This is a genomic window from Paenibacillus turicensis, assembly GCF_017873435.1.
Taxonomy (GTDB): Bacteria; Bacillota; Bacilli; order Paenibacillales; family Paenibacillaceae; genus Fontibacillus; species Fontibacillus turicensis.
Genome location: NZ_JAGGKG010000001.1, coordinates 1 through 24,003 on the forward strand (window position 1 = coordinate 1; position 24,003 = coordinate 24,003).

The 24,003-nt window shown below is 37.3% G+C and carries 17 protein-coding genes; all 17 read right to left on the bottom strand.

The annotated features are described in order from the left end of the window. Window positions 1-2,594 (bottom strand): DUF5704 domain-containing protein (locus tag J2Z32_RS00005; protein ID WP_210087106.1); only part of this gene is annotated, 2,594 nt, incomplete at its 3' end. A gap of 48 nt (window positions 2,595-2,642) precedes the next feature. After that, entirely contained in the window at window positions 2,643-3,965 is a 1,323-nt protein-coding gene (locus tag J2Z32_RS00010; RefSeq protein ID WP_210087107.1) for an S-layer homology domain-containing protein, read from the bottom strand. Between the two features lie 215 nt (window positions 3,966-4,180). After that, window positions 4,181-4,909: a hypothetical protein gene (locus tag J2Z32_RS00015; RefSeq protein WP_210087108.1), complete on the bottom strand. Its 729-nt coding sequence runs from the start codon at window positions 4,907-4,909 to the stop codon at window positions 4,181-4,183. 178 nt (window positions 4,910-5,087) lie between these two features. Beyond that, entirely contained in the window at window positions 5,088-5,321 is a 234-nt protein-coding gene (locus tag J2Z32_RS00020; protein ID WP_210087109.1) for a hypothetical protein, read from the bottom strand. 65 nt (window positions 5,322-5,386) lie between these two features. Then, window positions 5,387-10,396 carry a pre-toxin TG domain-containing protein gene (locus J2Z32_RS00025; RefSeq protein WP_210087110.1) on the bottom strand — a complete coding sequence of 1,670 codons (5,010 nt, stop codon included), beginning with the start codon at window positions 10,394-10,396 and terminating at the stop codon, window positions 5,387-5,389. A gap of 64 nt (window positions 10,397-10,460) precedes the next feature. Then, entirely contained in the window at window positions 10,461-10,802 is a 342-nt protein-coding gene (locus J2Z32_RS00030) for a WXG100 family type VII secretion target (protein WP_210087111.1), read from the bottom strand. A 111-nt stretch (window positions 10,803-10,913) separates the two neighbouring features. Then, window positions 10,914-11,198 (bottom strand): WXG100 family type VII secretion target, encoded by a 285-nt coding sequence (locus tag J2Z32_RS00035; RefSeq protein ID WP_210087112.1) that lies wholly within the window; start codon window positions 11,196-11,198, stop codon window positions 10,914-10,916. Window positions 11,199-11,200: 2 nt separating this feature from the next. Further along, complete coding sequence (locus J2Z32_RS00040; protein WP_210087113.1) at window positions 11,201-12,064, bottom strand: hypothetical protein; 864 nt, start codon at window positions 12,062-12,064, stop codon at window positions 11,201-11,203. A 123-nt stretch (window positions 12,065-12,187) separates the two neighbouring features. Next, window positions 12,188-12,460, bottom strand: a complete 273-nt coding sequence (locus J2Z32_RS00045) for a WXG100 family type VII secretion target (RefSeq protein ID WP_210087114.1) — start codon at window positions 12,458-12,460, stop codon at window positions 12,188-12,190. A gap of 128 nt (window positions 12,461-12,588) precedes the next feature. After that, window positions 12,589-16,623 (bottom strand): type VII secretion protein EssC, encoded by a 4,035-nt coding sequence (gene essC / locus J2Z32_RS00050; protein WP_210087115.1) that lies wholly within the window; start codon window positions 16,621-16,623, stop codon window positions 12,589-12,591. 61 nt (window positions 16,624-16,684) lie between these two features. After that, the gene (locus J2Z32_RS00055) at window positions 16,685-17,668 is read right to left on the bottom strand and encodes a hypothetical protein (protein ID WP_210087116.1); all 984 of its coding nucleotides are present in this window, start codon (window positions 17,666-17,668) and stop codon (window positions 16,685-16,687) included. Then, window positions 17,655-18,239 carry a hypothetical protein gene (locus J2Z32_RS00060; protein WP_210087117.1) on the bottom strand — a complete coding sequence of 195 codons (585 nt, stop codon included), beginning with the start codon at window positions 18,237-18,239 and terminating at the stop codon, window positions 17,655-17,657. The genes J2Z32_RS00055 and J2Z32_RS00060 overlap by 14 nt, the downstream gene beginning before the upstream one ends. 11 nt (window positions 18,240-18,250) lie before the next feature. Then, window positions 18,251-18,631, bottom strand: coding sequence for a hypothetical protein (locus J2Z32_RS00065; protein WP_210087118.1), 381 nt, complete (start codon window positions 18,629-18,631; stop codon window positions 18,251-18,253). Window positions 18,632-18,653: 22 nt separating this feature from the next. Continuing rightward, window positions 18,654-19,121: an ABC transporter permease gene (locus tag J2Z32_RS00070; protein ID WP_210087119.1), complete on the bottom strand. Its 468-nt coding sequence runs from the start codon at window positions 19,119-19,121 to the stop codon at window positions 18,654-18,656. A 78-nt stretch (window positions 19,122-19,199) separates the two neighbouring features. Further along, on the bottom strand, window positions 19,200-21,269 hold the full coding sequence (locus J2Z32_RS00075; RefSeq protein WP_210087120.1) for a hypothetical protein: 2,070 nt from the start codon (window positions 21,267-21,269) through the stop codon (window positions 19,200-19,202). Beyond that, a complete protein-coding gene (locus tag J2Z32_RS00080) occupies window positions 21,262-23,169 on the bottom strand; it encodes a P-loop NTPase family protein (RefSeq protein ID WP_210087121.1) in 1,908 nt (635 codons plus the stop codon). Before J2Z32_RS00080 ends, J2Z32_RS00075 begins: the two co-directional genes overlap by 8 nt. Beyond that, entirely contained in the window at window positions 23,169-24,002 is an 834-nt protein-coding gene (locus tag J2Z32_RS00085; RefSeq protein ID WP_210087122.1) for an AAA family ATPase, read from the bottom strand. Before J2Z32_RS00085 ends, J2Z32_RS00080 begins: the two co-directional genes overlap by 1 nt. Window position 24,003 lies beyond the last annotated feature (1 nt).

The following is a 24,003-nucleotide window of genomic DNA, read 5'->3' on the forward strand; positions in this document are numbered from 1 at the left end:
TTGCTCACATAGCGAAATTGTGGTGTGATCCGAATTCCATCCTGTTGTCCAAACATATTTCCTTTTGTTTTCAGATCAAATTTAAAGTGATACCCTGTTTTAATGACCGCATTTTTATACCCTTGTAGTGGATGACTCCCAGGGTAAATGGACAACATGTAAGGGCTACTATTCCCTCTAGGTGCACCATCTATATTTTTGTCGCCAATCCAATAGGATACCCCTGTCGGTTGACTGCTTCCCTCCGCGATTCGGAATACACGCTCCCAATTATAATCAGCAACATCTGTAATATGGAAATCATAGAGTCGCCCAATCACCTCCACCGCCACCTCATCTGCTGCAACATGATTGACTAAATCAAGGTTGGCATCATATTGATAAGGTAAATCATCTGGTGCATTTTCAGCAATATTGCGGAAGTAAACCTGATAATCTCCTTCGTCTACCCATACAGGTAAGAAAAAGGTGGTCTCTAGCTGCTCCACTGGAATATCAATCCATGTGTTTTTAGGATAAAAGGTTGTTTGGGTTGCATCATACACATCAAATGGAAACCTAACCTGCTTCGTTCTGAAATATTTAGCATAATCTCGATTCCCATAACCAGGATAACTACTTTCGGGTAAATGCTGTCCTGAAGTTGGGATTCTCACCACAAAGGGCCTCTCCAAAATTAATGCTGAGCGCTTTAAATTTGGACTAGTTTTCTGGTTATGACGTTGATCATCCGAAACGGCAGAATAATTGACAACAGGCGTATGCACTGTCACAGGATTTATATTCGGAATAGGAAAAGATTCATTTTTCCCTCCCCCAATATTATCCGGTAACAAGTTGTAGCTTATGGTACCCGTTGTAGGTTGATTCGCTTTATTAGTAAGTGATTTGCTAATTGTGAGTTGTTTTTGATAAAGTACGTCTTGATGAATGATAGACGGTTTGGGGATAAAACTTGGTGTAGGGGCTGTAGTTGTGGCTTCCTGATCGTCCATAATGGTATCGCCATTAAAATTAACATAGTCATTTTTTACTTTGTTTTCTTCAATGGATTTCTCCGCTTCAGCTTTAAATTCAGGCATATAGTCAGGTAATGGAGGTTCTTTATCTCCACCTGCTACACCTTGTTCACCTAAATCAATTTGATCACATGGTGAAGGAATAACATGGTCTTCTACTTGTTTACTATGCAGTGAGGCTACTCTTGGAGGATCATACCCATTGGGATTCAGTGTAACACTTCCACCCATCCCACCTAAGGCATAATTTGATAGGATTGCATTATTTATCTCATAAACTTCTAAATTATCAATTTGCCAATAGCGATAATCTCTTTTTACTTCAATCGTTTCTTTTTTATGTTCTGTTTTGGTTCTAGGAATGTCTGGAGTTCCATTACTAGTTTTTGTTGGTGGCTTGCCTTTTATAGTCCATGTCTTAATAAAGGTTTTTAGTACATCTACATTATAAGAGACGTCTCCCTTCATATTTGCCCAGTTCTGTCGAAATAAGTATTCATTAGCCAGTACATTACCATACAGATTCTCCGAGGTTGGTATCCCCATAAGGACATTAAACTGCTCACTACCTCGCATATCTCCCTTAAGTACCCCTGAAGCAGAGGGGTCCATTACCTTATCTGGCATAGTTTGAGCTTTAGTTGGTGTGTTAATATTGATTGTACATTTTCCTGGAGGTTTAGCAGGTGGTGGCCCTTCTCCTAAAAAATATGTCATGACTAAGTCTGTACCACCAGGGTGAATACTGAATGTCCAATTTCTATCATCTGCTTTTTTAGTTTCTATTGAACCATCTTCATTATCCTCTTCTGGCGGGTATATTGGACGTATAAACGATTGAAGTAATTTTACCGGTTTTCCATTGTAATCATAGGTTTCCGGTACTGTATATGTGATATCTTCAAATAACTTATGCTGTTTCTCATCTACCGTTGTATTTGTAAAAACTTCCTCTCCATTTTCATCAACGACTCTCGAAATAAAACGAAGTGGATATGGATCATCTGGAATATCAATATCATAATAATTTCTTAAATCATCAGGATGTTGCCATGACTCAGCACTTCTAATTCCATCTAAAGAATAGTAGCGTGGGCCTCTAGCTTTTCCAGTATCCGCATCATATGACTCTAAAATACTATGAAAATAAAGTTTATCGCTTCTATTCTTAAGAGTTGAAAATGATCTCTTTACATCTTTATTATCAATAATAAATATTGACCAAAAATTTTCACCGGGTTGTGGATTTGGAGGATCCGTGTACACCTTTTTTTTCACTGTATTATAGTCAATAATTACATTATTTTGATCTTTGGGGTAACATTGATCAATCCCTTTTTTATCTACATAACAGGATTTATTTGTTGTAACCATCCAGCCTACCGTTCTAAAGCGAATTCCAGACGTAGCACTATGCGATTCCACACTTATCTTGAGATCGCCTATTCCTCTAACAAAACTAATATCGGCTACTGCTCCTGAAGATGCACTAGCTGTTACATTGATTAACAGACAGACTATTATAGTAATAAGTAAACAAAATAGGCTTTTTTTCTTTATTTGTTTTTTAACCATAAAATAGCCCTAACTCCTCTATACTTAACTTATTAATATTAAAACAAGTTAATTTTTCACCTTAAAGCTAGCTTCTTTAAATAAAGTTGCCAAAACTGCAACCTTTGTAAAGGAAAAATTATTTTCACCACCAAAAACTGGATTAGCTAAAGGGATATTAGAATAACCCTCATACTCTACATTTTTTTTGATTTTTTTATTGTCCACCCAACTATCGAAAAAGATAGATTCCTTAATATCCTGATAGCTTGTTACCTTAAAAGTGAAATAAACTCTCATATAATCATATCCATCCAAAAAAACAATCGATGTTTCTGCTTTAACAGTACCTTCAATTCTAACTTTATTTGCTTTAGCTTCTTTAACATATTCAGTAGCTTTTTTACTTAAGGCAGTTGAATGATTCATAACTTCAGTCAGACTACTCACCCATGATTGATCAAGCGTTGTATAGTCTACATTAAGAAGTTGATATACATATTTCTCTACATACTCTGCCCATTTATCAATATGTTTTTTGTTATATCCTTTTACTTTCACATATTCAGCAGGAGTCATCGTTGTATTGTATTCAGCATATTCATGCTTCAAATCATACAACTCATTAGGTGCATCCGCTAAAATATAAGGAAAATCCTTATAGTTTTTTGGCAAATTTGTTGTTCTAATCGCTCTGCCCCATGGGTCTTTTGGTGCGTTTTTTACTTGCTCTGCTGCTGATAATGCTTGATCATCAACGGGAAGTTTTTCGCCTTCGCTAATTTTCAATACCCGCTCTATAATTGTGATGGCTTGTGCACGAGTTGTTTTTCCTTCTGGACTTAACTTTCCATCTCCAGTTCCACTAATTAACCCTTTTTGTACTGCAACATACATCTCATCATTATCCTTATCCTCTGCACCAATCGCTCTAACTGCCATTCTAGCCATTTCTTGTCGCGTAATGTCTCCTGTCCATTGTGCTGTTGTAAATTCGTCTGTTTTATAAATCCCTTTCGTTTCACCTGCCACAACATAAGGCTTATACCAGGCTTCACCTTGATTAGCGGACTCCACCGTTATGTTCTGTGCTACAATCAACATTTTCAAAAATTCGGCGCGTGTCACAAACTGATTGGGATTGAATTTCCCATTTGCCGATGCACTTATGTATCCTTGTGTAAAAGCTTGCTTAATATTTGTTTCCGCCCAATGACCTTGAATATCTGTAAAGGGGGATTCTAGAGTTTTAGATTCTAGCGTTTCAACACTATCACTTGCTTCAGTGGTCACTTGTTGATCTGTAACTGATTCAGCCAATGCCATCGGTATCCCTGAACCGCTTAGCAATAAAGAAGCTATCATGATGGCTGATATACTACGTTTATTCATTTTATACACTCCTGTTCTATTCTCTTTATCATACTGAAGAACCATATATAGGAAAATATTATCATATTTCAAATGTTTATTTTGTCGATTTATGTAAGTAATTATTGTTTTTATACAATTGTTTTAAAAATGTACAAAAAAGATCGAACGCTAGTACTTTGCACTATACATTCGACCTTTTCAAGTTAATTATGAAAAAATATTCTACTACTGAGTTAGATGTGTTTGCTACTGCTCTTGTATTCAAGTACAATTTCTTTTGCTCTTGGAGAAGGAGTATGTCTAGTATTATTAATATAAATTATCTCATTTACCATGAAGTTAATACTATCTTCTCTCTGAGTTGGGAGAATGACCATAGCCCCATCTTTAGTTAAAATATCAAGGCATCGATGCACACCAACATTTAAGATTAAATCATTAATAAAAGCTGTATCTCCCCAAGGAAAGCAAAAAACTTTTTTATTAAATGCATAACCAATTGCAATAGATGCCCGCCATTTTTCCCAGCTTAGTTCATGAAGTGTCATATTTATCCGAGAATCCGATAAACCAAATAATTCTATAACTTCTTTTATATCTGTATTACGATTACTTTGTTCTAAGCCTTTTTGTATAAGCCTGGAAACAGTTAGTGACTTACCATACCATGTTTTAGAGACATCAACATCACCAATATACCATCCGATACTCTGAAGTAATTGACGATCCGCGACATTTTGATTTATCTTAATGGCACTATCAGTTGTAGCACACCTTCCACATAACAAGTTGGATAGCAGCCAGCCTCCTTCACCACATTCGCCAATAATTCCATAACTTTTACCCGCAAAAAAGATTTGGTTAAAATGGCTCAAATCCTCAACCATTTGTCCATAACCTTCTAGGCTGACAAACTGAACAATTTCATTTGTTTGGACATGAATAGTTTGAATATTTACCAAAATTGCCTCCCCCCAAAAAATTGATGACTCTTTCTTTCATACTACCTTAAATTGTTTAAATAAAACTAATCTATAAATCAAAATCATTCATTTTTCTAGTAAGCACTAAACTAAAAATAAAGGCTCCCAAAACTAATATAAAAATAATAGCTAGGGAGCTTTAACAGCAATCATAAGTTTATCTATTTAACCATTCATACAAACTAGTAACTTCCTCATTCATTGCAGGAATATCATTTTGAACTATCATTTCATTTAAAAATAATTTTAGTTCGCCCTGATATTCAGAAATAGTTGTGTAATTAATACTACTAAACCAAACAAAATCTTCATAATATTTGTTAGTTTCCCCAACTAAATGAGCTAAATTTGACATTAAAGTTTTTGCATCTCTTAGATCTTTAAATTCCATTTCATTCTCCTTAAATATTAAATTAAAATATTACTAACTTACACATTAATTTTTGGTATATATTTTCAATCAAGTATATTAAATGAATTCAGTTTAACTGTTTTGGGTGGAGTAACTACTTCAATTCCTCCTCCTTTATTTCCATTTAAAGCTGGAGCTGGTCTAGTAATAAAGTTTGTACCAGTTTTTAATTTCCCTGATTGAACAAAATCCATACTAGTAAAGTCCACTCCATATTTATCAGCATATCCTTTTGTTAATGGACTTTCAGTAGCCCAAAATTGCCCATCAATTGTTTTACTTCGTCCAACTGTTCCTCCACGAAATAAATCCCCGCTATTTGTAACATAATCTCTCATGCTAATAGCATCATCTGAAAGGCTTTGTAATGCATAACCATAGGGTGTTTCAACATAATTAAATTTCTTCCCTACGCCATATTCATTGGACCATTCTTTTAATATATTGACATCTGCAATAGTTTTTGCTCCATCATGTGTATTAAGCTCATTAATTAAGTCATTTAATGCATTAACATTAGGGTCACTTTTTCCCTTACTATCACGAGATAACCCCAATGGATCCACATAATTCACAGGATCTCCATTCACATAAGCGTATCGATTTAACGTTTGCCCCTCTACCAATGTCCCTTTGATCACATCTCGGTTTAAAAACCGTTTTAAACCTGTGTGGTAATATCTGGCTCGCATATAGTATAAACCATTAGTATCATGCATGACACCATCTTGTCCGTTATATTGAAACGGCTGAATTGTATCACCCTCATGCTGCACTAATTCCCCATATACACCATATGCATAACGATCCGTTACTTGTCCATGCTCGTTTGTAAGAAGTGTCGTACTTCCTCGTAGGTCATAATGGTAACTAACATAGGCACCATTTCGCCCATCCTCTCGGCCAATTAAACCTAAACCATACACATAGGTGGCAATTGTCTCTCCTGCTTCATCCACTTCCATAAGAACATGGCTTAAGGAGCCTACATCATCTACGATATAGCGAGTCACTTTTCCTTTCCATTTGCATTCAACTCGCTCGTTTTTCCAGTTGTAGGTATACTTCATTCTGCCACTTTTAATGAGACGATTACGACTATCATATTCGTAATCACCCATTCGCTCGCCATTTGTCACATATAAGAGATTTCCATCCGCATCTAACTCTGTAGGATAATTGTTCCATGCTTTAACCCGATTATCAGTACTATAACTCCATTTTTCAAGAGTTTTGTTATCATTTGTTTGCTTAAAACTATCTTCTATTAGCTGTCCTGTTAGATTGCCACCTTGATCATAACCAAAATAGGTTATTGTCCCCTGATCCTTACCACTAATTAATCGACGGAAACGGTCATATGTGTATTGCTTATCCTGCTCTTTAATTAATTGACCTACTTCATTATATTGATACTTAAACTGCTGTAGCGAAATCCCTTGTTTTGTTGTATCTATTTGAGCAATTAACTGGCCAACTGCATCATATTTTCGACTTTCCTTAGTTCCATTTGGACGATGCTGTTCAATTAAGCGACCATTTTCATCATAACGATATTTTGTTAAACGACCTGCCCAATCCTTAACCTCCGTTAATTCACCAGCTATGTTATAACGATATTCTACAACCTTGCCATCAGGATAGGTTAAATGAGTCAGATTTCCCATATCGTCATAACGATAATAAATATGATGTCCCCATACTTCTTGCTGCATCGTAACTCTGCCCATCACATCGTAAGCTCGCTTCATTTCCTGAGTGCCTTCCCTACTATGAATCCAACGACCAGCATCATCATAGGTCAATTGCAACTCACCAGCTTCATCTTGAAGCTCTGTGACTAGTCCACTTGCATCATATAAAAATTGTTGTGCTTGCCCCCTTGCATTTTCTCTCTGTATTAACCAACCTCTTTCATCATATTGATACCCTAGCAAGCCACCACTTGAATTTTCTTCTTGAAGCAATAGACCACTCAGATCATAGCTAAGTTTGGTTTCATATCCATTGCCATCTCGGTAAGCAATCACTCTATGCTCAGGATCATAAAGCTGCTCATAGCAAGCCGCATCAGATTGTTGATTGTTGATATTATTTGGTAATTTAGGTGTAGGCATAGTTAGTTTAGCAAATACATCATTTACGCTGCTAGGTGACAGAGCAAATGAACTTCCTTCACCTTGGACAACTCTTTGTAAACGAGCCAAACTATCATAATGATATGTAGTCTGTACCCCATCAGCCTCAGTTTGGGCAATAATTTGGTTTATTTCATTCCATTTCCGTTTAACTGTATGACCTAGACCATTTGTAACTGCCAATACTCTGCCTGCTGAGTCATATTGCAAGCTTTCAATCAATTGCCCTAGTCCATCAATCATAGATAGAATTCGGCCTTGTTCATCATATTTGTAGCTTTTTCTACGATTCAGCGGGTCACTGACTTGAATGACTCTACCAGCCAGGTCATAATCTAGCTTGGTAACACCACCATACGCATTTTCATGATTAATGAGTCTATCTTCTGCATCATATTGATACTTAACCTTTTGTCCTAGTGGATAACAAACACTTGCTAATTGCCCCATTTCAGTATATGAATACTTCGTTATACCACCATCTGGGGCTTCCATACTAATCATTTGTCCATATGCGTCATATTGATAATTCCATGTTCGACCTGCTTGGTCAACCATTTGCACAAGCTGATCCAAATTATCATATTTCCGTTTGGTACAGCCGCCTAGACAGTCTTGAACCCCCACAATTCTACCTGCTTCATCTTGAATCAACAGTGTACTTCGTCCTTCGGCATCCTTAACTTCACATACCACCCCATCAGATCCATACTGATAAACTGTTATACCACCAGCATAATCAGTATAAGTAGCTAGCTGTCCTGTTAAATGATAGGTCATTAAGCAGCTAGCCCCGTCTGGGCGTGTGATGCTTAGTAAACGATCTGCGTCATCATAATCATAGGTAGTTACGCCACCTTGGGCGTTTCTTTCCTCAATAAGTAAATCTCGTTCATTATATGCATACCATGTAGAGTGACCCAAAGCATCCTCAAGCTGAATGAGTCTACCACGCTTATCATAATAACGTCGCTGAACGTTGCTTCCTGCTCGTTGATGCTCAATTTCCTGTCCATGTTCATTATAACGATAGGTTTCTATTTGTCCTTCACCATTACGCTTCTCAACCAAAAGTAATTGTTCATTGTGTATATACTGACTTGTCTCTCCCATTCGATTTCTAATGGTTGTAATGGTGTAGCCAGGGCGACTTAAGGTATCGTAAGCCAAGCATGTTGCTAGACCCTTGGCATCTCGTTGCTCTACTATTCGATATTCATCATCATACGTATTACTAAAATCCATCTTTCCTTCTGTAGACATTGTTAAAATATGTCCTAATTTATCGCATGTAAAAGTAGTAACATGTCCATTTGCATCATAATAGGTGGACATCCAACCTTCAGGATCATATTCAAATGAAATGCTTCGTTTATCTGTACTGATCCTTTTTAAAAGGTTATTTACTTTTTCATAATGAAAATGAAGTGCTCGTCCACTTTCACTATCCGTTAATTCAGTTAAATATCCATCGTTATTGTAGCTAGCTGCTAATGAAAGACCACTTGCAGTTACATGACGTTGAAGCTTTCCTTCTTTACTAAAAAAATAACGTTCTCTAGTGTTACGTAGCTTTAGCACATAACCATCCTGGACTTCTGTTAACTCATCTCCAATAACCCAGCTATCTGTGCTACGATATACACCATCAGACTCAGGAGCAAAGGAATTGCATCGTCCAGCATTCCACCATAGATGAATAATTTTAGGATTGCCACTAAATTGTCTTTCCTCTTGTCCTTCCTGTTGACTTTCCTCAAATGTTAACTTTATTGCATAGTTATGACTCCATGCTAATCCGAGCTCACTGCGCTGCGTAAGTCCTGAATTATATTGAAGTTCAAATTTCCATGTGGTTGCCCCGTATAGCTTGATCACATCATGATTCATAAATTGATGACCTGTTCCAGCATGAATCGGATCAAGAATACCACTTTTATCTTTAGCCTGCTTTGTATCTATTTTTGAACTTGCAGCACTCCTACCAATTACTTCATTTCCTTTTCTTGTCCCTAGCTCTTTCTTCCCGATTGTTGCAGTGGCCGCAACTTCATCTATTGCTTTACTACCTTTTTTATTACTTAACATACTTGTTGCAGTAGCACCTCCAGCACTTCCTACTGCAACTGCTTCAGCAACCATTTTATTTTTTTTATGCGTACCTTCGCTTAACACAGTACTAACTTTATCAACATGCTTAAGACGTTTGTTGCTATCAACCACTTCGCTTGCAAATCCAATTCCTTTTTTTGCTCCTATTGCAAAACCTCCAACCCCTAGCATGGACATAACCCGTTGAGATGTTGACAATTCTTCACCTGTAATTAAATCTCGTCCAACCAATCCTTCAACAATGCCTTTTCCATCATTAATGACAGTTACGGCAGTATTCGTTGCTTTGACAAACTTCGAAATGCCTCCAACCGTTTCATCTGCAAATTTGAGCAATTTAGCACCTTTGCTTGCACCTTTTCCTAGTGGACCTACAGCAGACAAGACACGCTCATACCAGGTTAATTTCGCACCAGTGATTAAGTCTCTGCCTACCAATGCTTCAATAACACCCTTCACATTCCCAACAACAGGAACAAAATCTAAACCAATGCTTAATCCGAACTTAAAGACATCCCAGGCCTTGCTCCAATCTCTTGACGGGGCTTTTCCATCCGCTTCCTTAAAGTCCTCAGCTTTTTTATCAAGCGCGACTCCATATCTTTGGAGGCCTTGCTCTAACTCCTGCAATGCTCGCTGAATCAAGCTATAGGCCTGATCGACCTCAGCTCGTCCTTTACTTCTTAAACTAAGTCGCCCCATCTCACGGTGTAATTGTGAACGAATATCTTCGATCTCATTCCCCGATTTACTTAGTTGTTTTCCTAGCTGCTTAACATCGGAGATATCTACCTCAATTTTCATTTACGGCTTCCTCCCCTATTCGCGCTTACTACTTTTGAACCATCAGATACCTATTCCTTTCCAATCATTTTCTATTTCGCTCTGCTTCTCGTGCCGCTCGCTCCTGATCTCTTCTTTCTTGCTCCTCTCTTGCTCTACGACGATCTTCCTCCATATCCGCTTGACGAAATGCTTCTGCAATTCGTTCTAATTGCTCCGCAAATTTCACCAATTCCTGTACCGCTTTTGTCATCTTTTGCTCTGTTGGCCTAAACTCCAGCTTAAATCGATCACAAGCTCTACCCTTCCATACAATGCCTTCCATCGTACTTTGAATTTTTCGAGACTCCCGTGCAATGGATTGACTATCTGAACGGACTCTTCTTGCTAAGTTTTTTAGCTCATATACATCCGCTTGAATCGGCATTATTTTCTCCCCCCTCACAATACTAAACTTCTAATAAGCTATGACCTTACTGTGTATGTTTGAGTTTATCCATTGTAGTAAACGAACAACTATCATCCAAACTTATATCATTTATCCTGAATATGTGCTCTCGTCTACAATCTTGAATCGCTCTGCAATCGCATTAAGCTCTTCACCAACCTGCTGTAACACTGTTGATACACTAGTTAATTGCTGATCCGCGTCCTGATAAGCTTGATGAAACCGCTCCTTCGTGTTCCCTTCCCACTGACCATTTAGTCCTTCAATAAGTCCTTTTAATTCTTGCGCCATTGCTATGTTTTTCTCACTGCAAGCTATAAACTTTTTCCCAATATCATTTAAATGATCAGGATCAATTTTGATTCGTTTGCTCATTTCTACGCCCCCTCTACAACTAAGTCAAATTGAGCTGCAAACTTCACTAATCTATCCCATATTAAATCAGGATTGTAAGCAGCTAGCTCCATCTTTGTTTCCGTGTCTACGTCAAGCTTGGTTTCTCTAGCTAAGTACAACTCCTCGCCATGTTGAACATAGTGGTACCCCTCATGCTCCCATGCTTCACCACGTGCATTCCAGAAGATCATACTTCCTATACGTTCTCTCTCTGCAAAGGCTTGCACCACGCGTTCTGCTTCTGTATGATCTAAATTCGATCCACCTTGAGATTGCAGTAAAGCCAATTGCTTTTCTTTCCCTAACCCTTTCCAGTGCGCCCAGTTACACTCAGTTAATGTTTGTTTAAATGTACGATTAGAACGTAAGGTTAAAGGAAAAAAGCCGCGTAACGCATCCATCGTCCCAAGTGGATCTGCTACTGGCGTTATCTGTACTTCACCTGATTCGCCATAAATTACTTCCACGACTAATTTGGGATGAAAATACAGGAAACCTGTATAGTCCTCTCCATCTACAACCTGCTTGCTCAATTGCACTACCTGAGAGCTCCCAGTAATCGCTAGGCATAACGCTAACGCTTCATTCATATCGGTGTAGTTAGCTTTTTTCTCTTGTTTCTCATGGTTTTCTTGGTTCTCTTTATTCTCTTGACCTTGCTTCATCTTCAGCCAACCCTTGTTCACCAACTCGGCTTGAATTTCACTATATTCCCCCTCAAGCTCTTCCATTAAGTAGCCTTTATAAGGATCGCTATACCCTGCGATCTTTGATAATCCTAACATTTGTGTTAAAAAGAAAAATTCCTTATTTGTCATCTCAAACGTAAAACTTTCTGTTTCCATTTTCCTTCACTCCTTATAATGTAGTCATCTATATCACGACATTAGGGTATTACTTGTATAGTTAAGTAAAAAAAAAGACTAAACCACTCTTCTGGTCCAGTCTTTATCGATGAAAATATAAAATTAGCTTTGTTGGTCTGCCATTCTAAAGCGTTCAGCAATTTTCTTCAAATCTTCTCCAACTGTCTTTAGCATCTCAATATATTGCTCTATTTTTTTCTTATCTTCTTCATAACGTTGGAAAAAGCTTTGTTGAGTCATCCCTTCCCATTGCCCTTGCATATTATTAATTGCGTTAGTAAGACTATTTGAAATTTCTTGACTTTGCTGTGCACCTGATGTAAATTGCCCTGCTATTCTGTCCATTTCTTCTGGAGTAATTAAAATTTTAGCCATAATAATAACCTCCTAAATTAGAAAAAAATAACTTTTATAGTCTTATAGTAATAGACATATAGTTTCAAATCAATGTCCATATTTGAACTTTTTTGTAACTTTTTACACTATTTTTAAAATCCTCAAATCTAAATTGAAACTTTTGTAGCATCTTGAATATTTTCTATATCACTAATTTGTAATGATAATTGATCAACACCATGCGCAAAGGCATGGGCAACCTTCACCTTAGTTAATTTACGCTTAATATAAAATCCTTGTCCTGAAGGTAACACCTTCCCACTTTGATCATATGGAATTTTAATATTAAATAACTGTGCCTCATTTAAATCAGTTGTTCCTAGCAACCAACCAATTTGAGCAGCTTTAATTTCCTTCATCCATGCATCCCAGTTTTGATTTAGTTCATTTGCACCACCAGCAGCAACGATAACAACACCACATTCTTGTCCATAACGGGTGATATACTCAAGATGCTCTGTTAAAGTATAAGCACCTGATATCCGTTTAGCCATCACATCCGTATCATCAATTAACAGCAGCAGAGTCGAGGCTTCATCTCCAGTAATACGTTCCTGTGTTCTTCGTTGCACTTCATTTCGCAACTGTTGAAGCATATTTTCTAGTGATGTATCATCAGTCGCATACCCTTTAACATGAGGCACCTCACTAAGTAAACCTAAACCTGGTGTTGAGCGACGATAGTCACACATATAAATTTCTAGTTGATCCGGCGAATAATTTTTTGCAGACATTAAAGCTATCGTCATTAACAAGGAGGTTTTACCGGATTCCATTCTACCTCCGATCATGAAATACGGACCATCCTCATAATTCCAGTTAAATACAGCTAATTCATCTACAGTAAGACCGACAGGAATGCTCGTCTCGTCAACATGCTCGGCCAACTCCAAGTCCCACATTTCCTGTAAAGGAACAACATCAGGCAAAATACGAATTTCTTTTGGCTTATTTCCATGCCAACGTTCATCCATACTTTGAAAATCAATGCGTAGCTGACGTGCACGTGCAGATTCACTTTCGGCTGCAATCGGTAGAGCTGTATGGAACTCAAACGGAGGAAGATTGCCTTTTACATACCCTCTTCCCTCTGGTAGTTGTCCAGGCACAGCACCTAAACGACCAACAGCATAATGGTAATCTCCATTATCAGCTAGCTGATATGATATCGCATTGGGGAAATTACTTTTTATCTTATCCATAATATCGGATACTCTATTAACGGTTAGAATAAAATAGATGCCCATACTTGCGCCTTCGCGCATCAAAATTTCTGCTTTTTCATGTGCAAGTTCATATTGATTTTTAAAGCTTAAGTAGCCATCAATAATAATCACAATCGCAGGAAGCTTTGTTTTTGTTTCCTCACAATAAGAAAGTCTTGACTTAACCCCAATATCAGCAAATAAACCTTTGCGATAACGGAGTTGCTCTTCTAGGAAGTGGAACAATCTACCAACCTTTTCTTCTTGGTCATCTTGAATGACATCTCCAACATGTGGAAGTAAAGCATAATCTCTTAGCATCCGTCCAAAGTCTAATGCATAAATGTGTACATCATCCGGTGTTGTAGAATGAGTTAAGGAATATAACAAGGTTTGAATAAAGGTAGTTTTTCCCGTGCCTGGCATACCAAATACGATCCAATGCCCTGATTCAATATCTATATACAATGGGAATTGACTTTGATTAGCAACATCATCCACAAGTCCCACTTTCGGATAAAGGACTTTTGAAGGTGTAGAAGATGTCGGACTAAAATCACCATCTCCAAATTGATCCAAAATAAGCTCACGAGGTAATGGCTCTAACCAAGGACCAGGTAATCTGTGTATTCCTCTCATTTGAGCTTGCTGAGCAATATGCTTAATGAGGACACCTAACTGCTTTTCTTCTAACCCATCATCATTACTTTTCTTCACAAGTTGAGGGGCAAGTGGATCTTTTAATTTCACCTGTGAGCCATCCAGTTCAATGGTGAATAAATTAATATCATCACTGATTTGAGCCTGTCCAGGACGGTATGGCGCACCACTCCATGCAAACTGCACAGCTTCAAATAATTCATTACTCCCCACCTGTAAATAACCTCGTCCAGGATTAGTAATATAAGCAGCATCAGGAATTTTTAACATTTCTCTACTATCTGCTTCATCCTGTACACGTAGACAGACACGATATCTGGAGTTACTCCAAATTTTATCATCCACGACTCCACCTGGCTTTTGTGTAGCAAGTAATAAGTGAACTCCTAAAGTACGGCCAATAGCAGCAATACTAACTAGCTCACTCATAAATTCTGGCTGATCCTTTTTAAGCTGCGCAAACTCGTCAATGACGATAAATAAATGAGGAAGTGGTTCCTTATCGCGCCATGCTGTTTTGTAATACTCATCAATATGCTGGACATTACCCGCTGCAACAAATAATTTTTGACGGCGTTTTAGTTCTGCTTTTAAGGACACTTTAGAACGCTCAATTAAGCCTTCTTCTTCTAGATTCGTAATAGTAGCAATGACATGGGGTAAATCCGCAAACGTATTGGACATCCCACCACCCTTATAGTCAATTAACATAAGCGCTAAATCATGTGGGTGATATTGCACTGCAAGCGAGGCAATCATCGATTGAATTACTTCACTTTTACCCGAACCCGTCGTACCTGCCATCAAACCATGGGGTCCATGACCTTTTCGCTCAATTTTGTCATGAAGGTTTAAATATACTGGCTTGCTCCCCCCACGTACACCTACTGGGAATGGGAGGGTGTTAGGGTAACGATGTTCTTGCCAGAGCTCTGTTATTTTAAGCTCATTCGTGGTTTCAATATTAAAAAGTTGGAATAAAGTCAGTACATTAATAATTTCATCAGCCGCGTGTGATTTTACTCGATAAGGTGCCATGCTTCTAGCAAAATGCTGTGCTTGGGTTAAGCTCATCACATCGCTTTGAAAACGTTGAACATAGTTTGTTTTCTTTTTGCTATCTTCCTGTGATAAACCAGTCACACTCGTAGAACGCATAATGCCTTCACCATCTTTTAACTCCACAACAAGCTGACATTCCTTAGGTAACTCGTCTCGACTTTGAGCCATTACAAACGTACAAGTATCTACCAAATGTGCTTGCTTAAGTAACAACGGTAAAATTGGCTCGTATTCTAGCATTTCAGCATGGGGAAGGAAATTAACATAAAAAGGCAAACTACGTTCCCGCTTATTTTCTGTCCGCCACATTCTGCGCTGGAGAATTGTAAACAATTGTTCAAGCATTGCGGCATGATCAGAGCCCTCTGTAAAAATACTTCTACGCTTCCTACCCTCATCCCAAATGTGAGGAAGCCATCTTACCCAATCCCACATCGGATGCTGCATCCGATTTAAAAATACAGCAAGCTTAACCTCATCTGGAGAATGCCCTGTACAAATTTGTGTAATTACACTCCTACAGAAGCTTTGTATTTCCTCTTCTTCACCCACGATGCCAACAACACGATAACGATCCAAATCCATCAATGCAGGAACGTTAGCAATTGTTGAAAAACGATCAGCTAATTCAATTGCCTTTGCAACTAAAGGGTCCTTATCTAATCCCTCTTGCTTAGGTGCCTTAATATCAAAACCACTTGGAACCGTTCCAATCCCTGTACGAACAGCTAAAAAGTCATCATCTTGAGGAATGCGCTCCCATATAGAGGCGGCACGATCCTTCAGCATTTGAATACAAAATTGAGGCTCCATATGGCTTCGATGCCAGTTTAGAACCTGCTCATTTTTCCAAGCTTGCATTTGGGTACGTTTTTCATCCAGATGCTCCTCATATTGTCTTGCTCTTTTTTTAAGCTTAGCTCGGTGTTTATTTTTTTGTTGAAAATGCACCAATACTGGAATAAAATACGACGCAACCATTGTGCACAATGAAATAATTTGCACCGTTGCATAACGATTATTTCCAGTACTATTATAAAAGGACATCATTGCTACTGAGCCTGCAACGGTAACCATAATTGGTACCATAATAGATATTAAATTTAATGCAGGGGGTTCCGGCACAGAAGGAGGACGAATCAATTCTACTGTTTCATGAGCAGGGTCCTCTAAAATTCTTGGTGATCTTTTGTAATAAAAAAATGACACATCCATCACTCACTTCCAAAGTACATTAAACTATCATTTGAACTATCTTTAAACTATCATAGAATTATCATTGTTTTACGCATTCCGCAGGAAAATAACCAGACCTCGCTGCGTCCTTTTTATGATCAAAAATTTCTACAGGTTGATACGGAACAGTACACCGTGATTGATAATAATACTTATAACCTGTTGCAGGATCGACTCCTCCATGGATCGATGATTTCTTAACAAGCCTCCCCCCACCAAATGCATAATTGTTATAAATCTGGTCGCCTACCGGAATACCTTGTATAAAAGCAAATATACCAACATCATTGATAGTATTAACCCACTCCTCTTCAGGAATGAGCGGCATTTTAAAGTTATAATGTATCCCATAGTGGGTGTTGTACTCATTATGTTTATTAATATAGTAGGCTAAATCTTTCTGAATACTTTTTACAATGGTGCTTCTCCGCTGTGTCTCAAAATTGTTTGAATTTTTTAGTAATGCAATATTGGTTGTATCTTTAATATCTTTTAAAAGTCCCTTTACCCACTTTTTACTGGTAGCATCATAAGCAAATAAATAGTCATCTAATGTAAAGTTAATACTATTGCCTTGTTCATCCGCAAAGGCATAAGGTTTCTTAGGTCCCCACATATGCTTATAATTCAATTGTCCTTGTGCATCTCTATATTCCGTTACAGCATAAATATAGTATCCATCATAATCAAGCACTAAAATAGCAGGTACATAACTCGCTAAAGCTCCTTGCCCTACACGATTATGGGTAACATCAAAGCTCAAATATAACGTTCTAAAGAAGGCATCAATCGCCATGTCTTTATTGGCTTTAACATATTTAAAAGATTCATAGCTTGATTCATATTGCTGCATCTCATTTGAGCTTAGTGCAATTCCTGCATCCTGTACTGCTGTGCGAAGAGCAAATGTATATTCCCGATTCAGTGTCTCAGCAACCTTAGCCTGAGAAGTATGGAAATCTAAAATCAAAAAAAACGGTATAAAAATACATACAAATAAAATTGCCCAATTAGTCATCCTCATTAATAATCATTCCCCCGTAAGGGATATACAGTGTTGTATTGCTCCCTGTATTGCCACCTGTAAAAAAGTCTCGTAAAATTGTTGCCATGGTTCGATTAATATTTTTAACCTTTACTGTAAAAAAGTCACCTACTGACATCGGGTCTGCTTGTATGCCTGAATAATTTGTGCCTATTGTTGGGTATCTGCCTGCTGAATTCTTGTCACTAGGAAATAAAGCATTCATAATCTCTTCCGTATAATGTCCGTTAAAATAAATATCAAATTTATTATCAAATGTTGAACTTGGATTGCTTGGATCTGCATAGAGGGGATTATATCTTTTATGCATATGCTCCATTTGCACATCATATTGATTTCCTGTTGCGCCAAGCTTACGATTAAATTCATTGTACATTTGTGGCGTAATGTAGCCTTTAGTGCGAACTGCATCAACAAACTCAGTCACAGCGCCATGAACGACTAATTCTGTTAATTCATCCTGACGCTGTGCCTGTTGATACAGAGGGTAACCAAACAATAAAACAACGGCAATTAGCACTGCGATGACTTTGGATAAGGAAAATTCCATTTGTCCACCTTCTAGGAAAAAACAATAGTTTGCAAAACACCTTTTTGATCACGTAAATAAGAAACTTTATACATTCTCTTTAAATCAATGCCTGTTACATCTATAGTATCAATATCTAAATATCGATTAAAAACCTGAGCATCTACCTTAATATCTACGTTTAAGCTGTTAATTTGATAAATGCTCTGTAATACCTCAGCCCCTGTATAATACTCTTCTTGATTTACCTCAAGACTAGTATATATACGACGTTCTTCTAACTGAGAAGCTTTATAATAAACTTCCAACGTCTTTTCTTGACTTGTTATACTTTGTAACGCAAAAATGCTAGCTACTACGAAAATAAAAATTTCCGCTGTGAGGAACCACATATTTTCTAAATTTTCGTTCATAATGTGCTCCTATTTAGTAGAATTACGAATTTTGTTGGATAAAAACTATGCCCCTAATCATACTGTTCTGGTCTCTGATAATTGTAGATTTAAATTTTCCGCTAGGGTTAATATATTCTGGTAAAGATTGATTTTCTGCATTTTTCAAATCTAATTTTTTCCCTGAATTTTGAGTAACTTCTCCAGTATCCGAAACTTCATTTCCATAATATTCCTGCACGCCTTTTCCTGTTGTCACCCTTATCCCAAACTGCTCCAAATTCATATACTGTCTAATCGCATTCAATACCTGACTTCCAGATAAGGTCGTGTTGTTATACGTATTAAATTCTGTATCTGAAAGCTGTGTTGTAATGGATGCCATCTTTGTTTGTCCTTGCTTGGCTGCATCCTGTGAGGATATTGTAATAATGACCACAATCGTGATTAACATGATGGTTAAAAAGATACCTGCTGCGACTCGAATACCAACGCCAGTATTTTCTTCCATACTTATTCATCTCCCTTAAATGTTCATATTTTATAATTTAATTTTTAACCTCGTCCCTATAGCGTAAGTGATGCAACTTTATATGCTTTGCATTTGAATTGATAGCTGACCAAGCTGATTAAATGACATATATAAAAATGGAAATACTAAATATAAACCAATTAACAATGCAGCTGGTGTCCAGCCTATCAGTTTCCCCCAAGAAACCTTTTTGCGAATAAGTCGCTCTAAGCGTTCCTTCTTTTGCTCGCTAAAATATTCACGTTCCATTTCTAAATCATCAAACGCTTCATGAATCGTAATTTTGTCCACTGCTTGTCCAAGTCTTCTAACGATTCGCACAAAAGAATCAAAAGGCGCTTCAACCATTAAGTTACTTAGTGCTTCTTCAGACCCACTATCAAAGTTTAGCAAGCAACGTTGTAAGGCTGGTTTGAAAATGATGCCGTAACGCTCCATCCATTCTAAAATCGTCTCTACTGAAATTCGTTCAAATTCTGATAAAATTGAAATTAGAACATGGAATTGATCAACTTCATTTTGCATTTCCAATGCACGCATACGTCGCTGAAATTGCAAAATCCATAGCGGCAAATAATAGCCAGTAACAGCTAGTGCAATGGCGAAAGCTAATTCATACCAGTTAAAATATTCGCCATTAATCTGTTTGATTTTCGCATCAATCCGATTAACTGTAGCAATGTGGGCCACATCGGTTAATGGAACCTCAGCATGTTGTCGAACATACTTACTAATAGCATCCCAGCTTGTATCCCCCTCCTTCTTTACCTCCTCCATCACCTTGTTATCAAACTCAGTTAACTTGTTTGCTTCCTTAAGTTCTGCCTCATTCATATAACCAAGAATGCTAACCTGTTCCTTCGTTGGATTATGATAAACGTTATATACTGCCTGAAAATGAAGAAATACTGAGAGCACAATAACCGCTATAAATCCAGCTATACATACAAAAATACGATGAATGTAAAACCACTCTATACGTAACGGTGAATTCGCCTCCTTAAGTAGCAAATTCATCCGATAATGCTTACTCGTTTGTACAGCAGGTACGATCTGATCAATAATCCATTTGACTGGCCGCCACGTATACACTTTTTTTTCCCATTGCCGCTTTGGAGCTTTTGGAACATATTTAGCTTCATCATTTTCAGCTAGCTTACGAATCAATACGTAACTAATGACGGAAATAGCATATATGCCAAGTCTGATTAGAAAACCAAGCTTACTTTGGTAAAACTCTTTCGTAATCGGAAAATAATTTTCAGCCCAGCGAACCAATGGAAAAGAGATTAATATCGGTGATAAAGCGATCATCGTCATCCCACCTAAGCGATAACGTAACTTTTGTCTGCGCATTAAGTCATACCTAATCTCTTGCACAAGCTTGTTAATAGAATTCAGGTAAATCGATCCTTTATTAATCGTTCTATCACCATACTCAAGAATTAGATGCGCGATACCCGAAAAAACCTTTAAATATCGATTGGGAGCTACTGCATAATAGCTTTCTAGTTCCTTTTCAGGTTCATGTGAGATTAATATTTCGTGAATACGCTCAACCTGTAGTTTAATTTCATGTGGTGAAGCTTCCGCAGCTTGATAAACGGCCTCATCTACCATTTTTAGCTCTTGATAACAATGCCGGTGATCCTCTAAAAACTGAGCAAATTGTTTTAAGAGCTTATCTTCGATTCGGTTTACGAAAATATCGATAATTAATTCATTTAAAACTAAAGCAGCCAAAATCCCAAAAAATACTGCCATCCAGCTTTGGCTTAATATACCTAATAAAATGATTGATCCACCAGCAAGACCTAATGACCATAGTGTTATCCGAATTGTTTCTTTGCGAAGTGTAAATTCATCATACGTATTAACGGCAATTAAGCGTTTGCGAATTGTTAAAATTTGTTTTTTAAAGATAGGGACCTTGATAAGCTGAATGTAACATTTTTGATAAAAAACCATTATCGCAGCAGGGACTTTTCGTTTAGTGCTTCCAATCGTCCACACACTACCAAAATTCCTACGTCGCTTTCGCTCTTTTGCAATCATGTAGATTAAAAAAGAACCAGAGAGCAGGATTGCTGAACCACATAATAGCAATACCCATAACCACTTATCCATGGCGTTCACCCCAATACTGCTCCAAAAAGCCTTTAAATTGAATTCGATCTTCTTCATTCATATTAAAAAGCATGGCCTCAACCTTTTGCTTGGAAATTGGCTTAGCAACAACATATTTGCCTTCACGATATTCAATAATATTGTGTGCGACCCAAACTCTACCATTACTTCGCCGGTAGGCTTCCCTTTGTAGGTGAATCAATGCATCTAGCTTATGCTCCAACCTATCTCCTGCTTCAATATCTGCATCACCTTCAAGCAATGCCGACTCATAAGTAACAGGAATGATTTCCGTTATTCTTTCAATATACCGTCTACCATCCTGCTCTTTACGCATATGAATATCCCATTTTACTGCATTCACAACCTGCTCTTCTGCGATACGTTCATTTTGGAATACACCTGTTTTTAGCAAGGAGTTACGTAATGACCATATTAATTCTCGTACTGATGTTGCATGGTGTGTAAAAATCGTAAATAAGCTTGCTACCTGAGACATTTGGATCATCCAAGCCGCAACAGGATCTGTTGCAACCTCACCTAAAATATTCACTGCACCATCTGTCTTTTTCTGTAAATCTAGACCAGCTTGACCCGAAATCGTATCCGTTTCTCGAAATGCTAACGAGTTTCTTTCTGGATATAAACGCCTTAGATGAAGCTCAAAGGTCATTTCTTGGATACGTAATGTCAATGTGGCGTAGATATATTTTACCGCCGCCATAATAAGGGAGGTTTTCCCTGAACCCTGCGGGCCTGTAAAGGCAACAACTTGAGCACCTTTCATTAGATACTTAATCATTTCGCGCGGAATTTCAGCGTTTTCACCACTTGAAGGAGATATTAACTTCTCCAATGTCATATTAGGCAAATCAAACTTACGAACAAAAAAGGCCCAGCTTTCTGAAAATGGGGGTCTCACAACAACGACACGAGAACCATCCTTCATTTCGTTAACGATAAATCCATTACTTTCAGTTAATTGTCCAGGATTGTTGTATTTATAAATGTTTTGACATACCCGCTTTAACTCAAGTTCTGTTTCAAAACTAAGGAAGGACAGATGAATGGATTTTCCTCGAAAAAATATCCATATGCTTTGGTGTCCAGCAAACCTCGATTGCTTCATGCCCTGCATTAATTCCATTTCATCTTCAACAATTTGCATTGAAGCAGGAATGCCTGATACTCCACCCGATACACCATCAATTGCCATATCTCGAATCTCATCAATCACACCAAAACCCTTATACTTCGAATAAATACGCTGAACGATAATCATAAGCTTATCTCTAAATTCAAGCGTGTTATGTATTTCTTTGTTGTAAATTTTATCAATTTCATCAGCAGTAATGACATAAGAGTTTGTTGTACCGTCTTCAATATATGTTTTAGTCACATCAAGATTATATTTATCAATTAACTTTGTTAGGGCTTGAAAACCATGCTGCTGTTTGTAGTAATGTAGTAAAATATCAAATTTGTCTCTGGAAGTTAATCGATCAGCATCATGAAATGGGATAATATAATCGATATTTTTTGCATTTAACTCATATTTACGCTCCAGCAAATCATAAATATATTGCTTTAAAAATATCTTTTCCTTAATGTCACCGTTGGTTGCGTTTTTCATTGCATTCCGTAAATCAGCAACTACAGCTTGACGTCTTAAAAATTCCTCGCCTGAAAAACCCATATCTAATAGAGAATTATTTACGAATTCATTTATTGTAGTTTTGACATACTGTAAGATTTGATCCAAATCATATCTCTCTAAATTATCATTATTTTTAGGTTTATTGACATGTGGTTTACGCCTTAGTGTTACAAATAAAAATACTAAAAGTCCTACTAAAAGCAACATAATAATGAGAATATTAATGCTATACGGTACCCTCATTATTGTAGCCTTCTTTCTTCATATTGCTTCGGATTAAGTCCAACCTCTTCCAAGATTACATTAGAAATTTTTTGAACCTGACTAAAAAACTTAAAATTAAGATTTCCTTTCTGAATGTGTCGGTGTTTGATAAAGAAGTTTTTAAGATCACCATCATTCATAGCATCTCTGTAGCCAGTATTATATGGAAGAGCTAATAATTTCCCTTTGAATTTATATTTAGAAGCAATATTTCTTAGTTTATATTTCGACTCCTCATCATATTGTCCCAGTAAAACAATGTGTGGAATACGGGATAACGACTCTGGCTTGAATTGCTGTTTAAAGTATTTATCCAATATGTTTATATTTTGATTCAAGCAAACAACGACTAAATCTGAGGTTTCAATCGTTTCTAACGCAAGCTTACTGCCAAGTCCACTATGGACATCCAGTAATACCATCTCATAATATTGTTGTGCTGTATCAAAAATAATATTAAGAGCATCGTTTGAATTTTCAAATTGAAGCTTATCTAATCTTTTTGTTCCTTCTAAGAGATCAAAACCTTGATCTAAAATTAATGCATGGTTTTTTATCGTGTCACGTTCCAGCTTATTACTTCGAACTGCTCTTTCTAATGCATCAATACCTGTTCCAGAAAACTCATGAATTTGTCTATTATACGGATTGATTGCTTTAAAAAAGCATTGTTCTAACGTAGTATCCGCCATTTGAGGTTGTGACAATAAAATTCTCATTTGATACTCAAACCCAAGCCACGCTGCTATCGCCGCAGTAGTACTCGTTGTACCTAAGCCATGCTGTACGCCCCAAAAAGATACCTTAGCCATA

What these genes read in the sequence shown, in the direction of transcription:
- J2Z32_RS00035 (WP_210087112.1), bottom strand. Translation starts at nt 11,198, where the DNA reads ATGAGCAAACGAATCAAAATTGATCCTGATCATTTAAATGATATTGGG.
- J2Z32_RS00070 (WP_210087119.1), bottom strand. Translation starts at nt 19,121, where the DNA reads ATGGAAGAAAATACTGGCGTTGGTATTCGAGTCGCAGCAGGTATCTTT.
- J2Z32_RS00025 (WP_210087110.1), bottom strand. Translation starts at nt 10,396, where the DNA reads ATGAAAATTGAGGTAGATATCTCCGATGTTAAGCAGCTAGGAAAACAA.
- essC (WP_210087115.1), bottom strand. Translation starts at nt 16,623, where the DNA reads ATGGATGTGTCATTTTTTTATTACAAAAGATCACCAAGAATTTTAGAG.
- J2Z32_RS00065 (WP_210087118.1), bottom strand. Translation starts at nt 18,631, where the DNA reads ATGAACGAAAATTTAGAAAATATGTGGTTCCTCACAGCGGAAATTTTT.
- J2Z32_RS00045 (WP_210087114.1), bottom strand. Translation starts at nt 12,460, where the DNA reads ATGGCTAAAATTTTAATTACTCCAGAAGAAATGGACAGAATAGCAGGG.
- J2Z32_RS00080 (WP_210087121.1), bottom strand. Translation starts at nt 23,169, where the DNA reads ATGAGGGTACCGTATAGCATTAATATTCTCATTATTATGTTGCTTTTA.
- J2Z32_RS00060 (WP_210087117.1), bottom strand. Translation starts at nt 18,239, where the DNA reads ATGGAATTTTCCTTATCCAAAGTCATCGCAGTGCTAATTGCCGTTGTT.
- J2Z32_RS00030 (WP_210087111.1), bottom strand. Translation starts at nt 10,802, where the DNA reads ATGCCGATTCAAGCGGATGTATATGAGCTAAAAAACTTAGCAAGAAGA.
- J2Z32_RS00085 (WP_210087122.1), bottom strand. Translation starts at nt 24,002, where the DNA reads ATGGCTAAGGTATCTTTTTGGGGCGTACAGCATGGCTTAGGTACAACG.
- J2Z32_RS00055 (WP_210087116.1), bottom strand. Translation starts at nt 17,668, where the DNA reads ATGAGGATGACTAATTGGGCAATTTTATTTGTATGTATTTTTATACCG.
- J2Z32_RS00040 (WP_210087113.1), bottom strand. Translation starts at nt 12,064, where the DNA reads ATGGAAACAGAAAGTTTTACGTTTGAGATGACAAATAAGGAATTTTTC.
- J2Z32_RS00010 (WP_210087107.1), bottom strand. Translation starts at nt 3,965, where the DNA reads ATGAATAAACGTAGTATATCAGCCATCATGATAGCTTCTTTATTGCTA.
- J2Z32_RS00075 (WP_210087120.1), bottom strand. Translation starts at nt 21,269, where the DNA reads ATGGATAAGTGGTTATGGGTATTGCTATTATGTGGTTCAGCAATCCTG.
- J2Z32_RS00020 (WP_210087109.1), bottom strand. Translation starts at nt 5,321, where the DNA reads ATGGAATTTAAAGATCTAAGAGATGCAAAAACTTTAATGTCAAATTTA.